The organism is Rugamonas sp. (assembly GCF_025354735.1).
Taxonomy (GTDB): domain Bacteria; phylum Pseudomonadota; class Gammaproteobacteria; order Burkholderiales; family Burkholderiaceae_D; genus Rugamonas.
On the sequence record NZ_JANXMI010000276.1, the window covers coordinates 1 to 4,130 of the forward strand.

General features: G+C 64.7%; 4 protein-coding genes. 3 read left to right on the plus strand and 1 reads right to left on the minus strand.

Annotated elements, in window-relative coordinates; translation table 11 throughout:
* From phoU to phoR, 3 genes are all read left to right on the plus strand, one after another.
* A partial coding sequence (gene phoU / locus Q0S71_RS22315) for a phosphate signaling complex protein PhoU (protein WP_296000681.1) occupies nucleotides 1-680 on the plus strand: 680 nt, incomplete at its 5' end.
* A 3-nt stretch (nucleotides 681-683) separates the two neighbouring features.
* Nucleotides 684-1,373: a phosphate regulon transcriptional regulator PhoB gene (phoB, locus tag Q0S71_RS22320; protein WP_296000684.1), complete on the plus strand. Its 690-nt coding sequence runs from the start codon at nucleotides 684-686 to the stop codon at nucleotides 1,371-1,373.
* Nucleotides 1,374-1,399: 26 nt separating this feature from the next.
* Nucleotides 1,400-2,731 carry a phosphate regulon sensor histidine kinase PhoR gene (phoR, locus tag Q0S71_RS22325; RefSeq protein ID WP_296000686.1) on the plus strand — a complete coding sequence of 444 codons (1,332 nt, stop codon included), beginning with the start codon at nucleotides 1,400-1,402 and terminating at the stop codon, nucleotides 2,729-2,731.
* A 191-nt stretch (nucleotides 2,732-2,922) separates the two neighbouring features.
* On the opposite strand, the gene Q0S71_RS22330 is transcribed toward phoR, so the two are convergent.
* On the minus strand, nucleotides 2,923-3,816 hold the full coding sequence (locus Q0S71_RS22330; protein ID WP_296000688.1) for a hypothetical protein: 894 nt from the start codon (nucleotides 3,814-3,816) through the stop codon (nucleotides 2,923-2,925).
* Nucleotides 3,817-4,130 lie beyond the last annotated feature (314 nt).

A 4,130-nucleotide genomic window follows, 5' to 3' on the forward strand; every position in this document is an offset into this window, starting at 1 on the left:
AGTATGACCACGAACTCGAAGCGATCCGCTCCAAGGTATTGTTGATGGGCGGCATCGTCGAGACCCAGTTCCTCGACGCGATGACCTGTTTCCGCATCGGCAACCAGGACCGCGCCGACCGCGTGATCGCCGAGGATGACACCGTCAACCAGCTCGAAGTGTCGCTCGACGATGCCTGCAGCCACTTGATCGTGCGTCGACAGCCGACCGCGAACGACTTGCGTACCGTGATGGCGACGATCAAGGTCATCACCGACCTCGAGCGCATCGGCGACGAGGCCACCAAAATCGCGCGCACCTCGAAGAACCTGCACGGCCGCGGCCAGGTCGGCGTGAACCACTACGAAATGGTGCGCACGATCGCCACCGCGACGTCCGACATGCTGCACGATGCGCTCGACGCGTTCGCGCGCCTGGACGGCAAGCAGGCGCTCCAGCTGATCGCCCAGGATGCCGTGATCGACCACGAATTCCGCTCCATCATGCGCAACCTGATCACCTTCATGATGGAAGACCCGCGCACCATCTCGGCCGCGCTCGACACGCTGTGGGTGGCCAAGGCCATCGAGCGCATCGGCGACCACGCCAAGAACATCGCCGAATACGTGATCTACGTCGTCGAAGGCCGCGACATCCGCCACACCAAGACGGCGCCGATTCCCGACGAGCTGGCCGAGTAACAGATGGCGACCGATAAAACCACCGTATTGATCGTCGAGGACGAGCCTGCCATCGTCGAACTGGTCACGTTCTCGCTGCGCGAGGCGGGCTGGAACTGCTGCGCCGTGCAGAGCGTGTCCGAAGCGTGGGACTTCATCCAGAACCGCACGCCGCAACTGATCTTGCTGGACTGGATGCTGCCCGACCAGACCGGCCTGCGCCTGCTGGCGCGGATCCGCTCCGACCGTCAGTTCCATGAAATCCCGGTCATCATGCTGACCGCGAAAAGCATGGAGGAAGACAAGCTGGCCGGCCTCAACAGCGGCGCCGACGACTACATCACCAAGCCGTTCTCGCCGCGCGAACTGCTGGCGCGCGCCAAGGCGTTGCTGCGCCGCAAGAGCCCCGAGCACGCGCAGGCCGCGATGCGGGCCGGCAACGTGATGCTGGACCCGGTCAGCTGCACGGTGTCGATGGACCAGCAAAAGATCGACATCGGCCACGCCGAGTACAAGCTGCTGAAATTCCTGCTGGCGCATCCCGAGCGGGTGTTTTCGCGCAGCCAGCTGCTCGACAAGGTGTGGGGCGACCACGTCGTGATCGAGGAACGCACCGTCGACGTCCACGTGCTGCGCCTGCGCAAGGCCTTGAAAGAGGCCGAGCACCTCATCAAGACGGTGCGCAGCGTCGGCTACATGTTGTCCGAAAAATAGTATAAATAGTATAAATAGTATAAGCCATGAATCCTAAATTGCTGTTCTGGGTGCCGGCGGTCCTGCGTATGGGGCTGATTTTGGCGGGCGTCGGCGTGCTGTGGATGCTGTTCGGTGCCACGCCGGCGCTGGCGCTGGGGCTGGTCGCGATGGGGGCGCTGGTGTTCATCCAGCTCGGCTACCTGTATCAGCTCAGCGACTGGCTCGACAACCCGGAAAGCAGCCGCCTGCCCGATGGCTGGGGCGCCTGGACGAATATCTTTTCGCGCCTGTACCGCCTGCGCCGCGACGACGAAAAAAGCCAGACCGAGCTCACCGAGTGGCTGGCGCGCTTCCGCCAGGCCATGCATCTGCTGCCGGACGGCGTCGTCATCATGGACGACGTGCTGTTCCTCGAATGGTGCAATCCGGCCGCCGAACAGCACCTGGGCCTGAGCGGCCAGCGCGACAAGGGCATGCGGGTGACGAATCTGATCCGCAGCCCGGACTTCATGGACTACATCATCCTCGGCCGCTACGAGCAGCCGCTGACGCTGAGCTTCCGCGAGCGCAAGCTGATCGTCCACATCATCCCCTTCGAGAACCGGCGCCAGATCCTGGTGACGCACGACGCCACGGAAACGGAGCGCACCGAGATGATGCGGCGCGACTTCATCGCCAACGCCTCGCACGAGCTGCGCACGCCGCTGACGGTGATCGTCGGCTTCCTCGAAATCGCCGCGATGGAGGAGCTCGACAAACAGACCCGCAACGCCCACCTGAAGCTGATGACGGAGCAGGGCCACCGCATGCAGCATCTGATCGAGGACATGCTGACGCTGTCGCGGCTCGAATCGGTCGACTATCCGATGCGGCCGGAGCGGGTCGAGCTGCACAAGCTGGTGGCGCAGGTCCAGCGCGACGCGCGCGGGCTGTCGGCCGGCAAGCACGAGATCACCATGGCGGTCAGCGGCCCGGACATCGTCGGCAGCTACGACGAGTTGTACAGCGCCTTCGGCAACCTGGCGTCGAACGCAGTGCGCTACACGCCAGCCGGCGGCACCATACACCTGACGTGGAAGGAGGGCGTCAGCGGCCTCAAGTTCACGGTGGAGGACACCGGCATCGGCATCAGCCCCGAGCACATCTCGCGGCTGACGGAGCGCTTCTACCGCGTCGACAAGAGCCGTTCGCGGGAAACGCAGGGGACCGGGCTGGGATTGGCCATCGTCAAGCACGTGCTGCTGCGCCATGGCGGCGTGTTGCAGATCAAGTCGGAAGCGGGCAAGGGCAGCAGCTTCATCGCCTGCCTGCCGAAAGCGGCCATCGCCCCGGAGCAACCGAATCCGCCGGAGCTGTTGCTGAGCAACGCGCCGTAAGCGCGCAAGAGGCGGTAGGCGGTAAGGGCTGAGGAGCCCCAAGTGCAAGGGGCAAGGGGCGCGAAGGGCGCGAGGGCGGCGCTCAGTCGGCGGCGGCGACACTGTGGTCTGACCCCGCCACACGCGCGCGACCCCGCCACACGCGACCCCGGTACGCGGCCGTTGCCGAGCCGCGTCCGATCAGTCAGCGATCAATAACGCTGGGCCTTGAACTCCGGCAGGTATTTCCACAGCGTGCTCTTGGTCAGCGTGTCCTGCTCTTCATCTTTTTTCTCGTCCTGGGGCGCATCCTTCTTGCCATCCTTGGTCGTCGTGGCCGCCGCCGCCGTGGTGGTGCCCATCGTCACGTTGGCGACCGGCGCGTTGCTGCGCTTGGGCGCGCCGTATTTCAGCGTGCCGAGAGTGTAGGCCAGCGTCTCGTCGAAGCGCTCGGCCAGCAGCTTGCGCATCAGGTCCGTATTGGCGGTCGTATATTCGTTGAAATGGGTCTTGAACGGCACTTCGCCATCGGCGCCGACCTTGCACGGACTTGGTCCGGCCCAGTTGGAATCGAGTTCCTTGCGGGTGGCGACGTCGTAGACCCTGGCGATATAGGCGGTGTAGACGCAGCGGTCGCCCTCGCCGAACATCTTGCGCTCGTACAGGCCGACGCCGGCCACGAAGTTGCGCGTGCTTTCGGTGACGGCGGGGCGCACGATAATCAGGGTGTCCAGGCCCTGGCTGCGGGCGGCCTGCCACAGCTGGTCGCTGTCGTCGTTGCGCAGTTGCGCCTTGCTCAGCGCGGCCTTGTCGAAGGCTTTCGACGTGATGCGGTGGTTTTCGGACAGCAGCTTGAGCGCCGACGTCGTCGCCACCTGGTCGATTTGCCAGTCGGGAACGGAGGTGTCGTAGGCGAGGTTGCCGAAGTTGGTCAGGCCGAGGCGGACCATGTGGAAGTCGTCACCCAGCAGCGACAGCACGCCGACCTGCTTGATGCGGACCGGGCCGTTGTCGGCGGCCGGCGCCTGGCCGCCGCCGCTGGCGCAACCGGCCAGTGTCAGGGTCGTTGCCAGGGCCATGGCCACAGGGGTTGTTTGACGCAGCATATTATGTCTCCTGAAAATAGAATGGCGCAATCTTGCCATACTTTGAGCGCTCCGGTGGGCGGTCGTCGCCGCTGCCGATTTTGCGGGCAGGGCGGCGGGCGCGAACCGCATGGACGGGCGGCGCCATCAATTGGTTTACAATCTGCTGCGCCAAAAGCCGACTCGACCACCCGCCTACAGATTCCCCATGCATCCTAAACGTCTCACCCTGATCGCCCTCGCCGCATTCGCGCTTGCCGCCTGCAAGTCTACTCCCGTCGCTGAAACAGTGCAGCAAGCGGCCGCCGTGCCGCCCGCCGTCGTGCCGGTGCCGA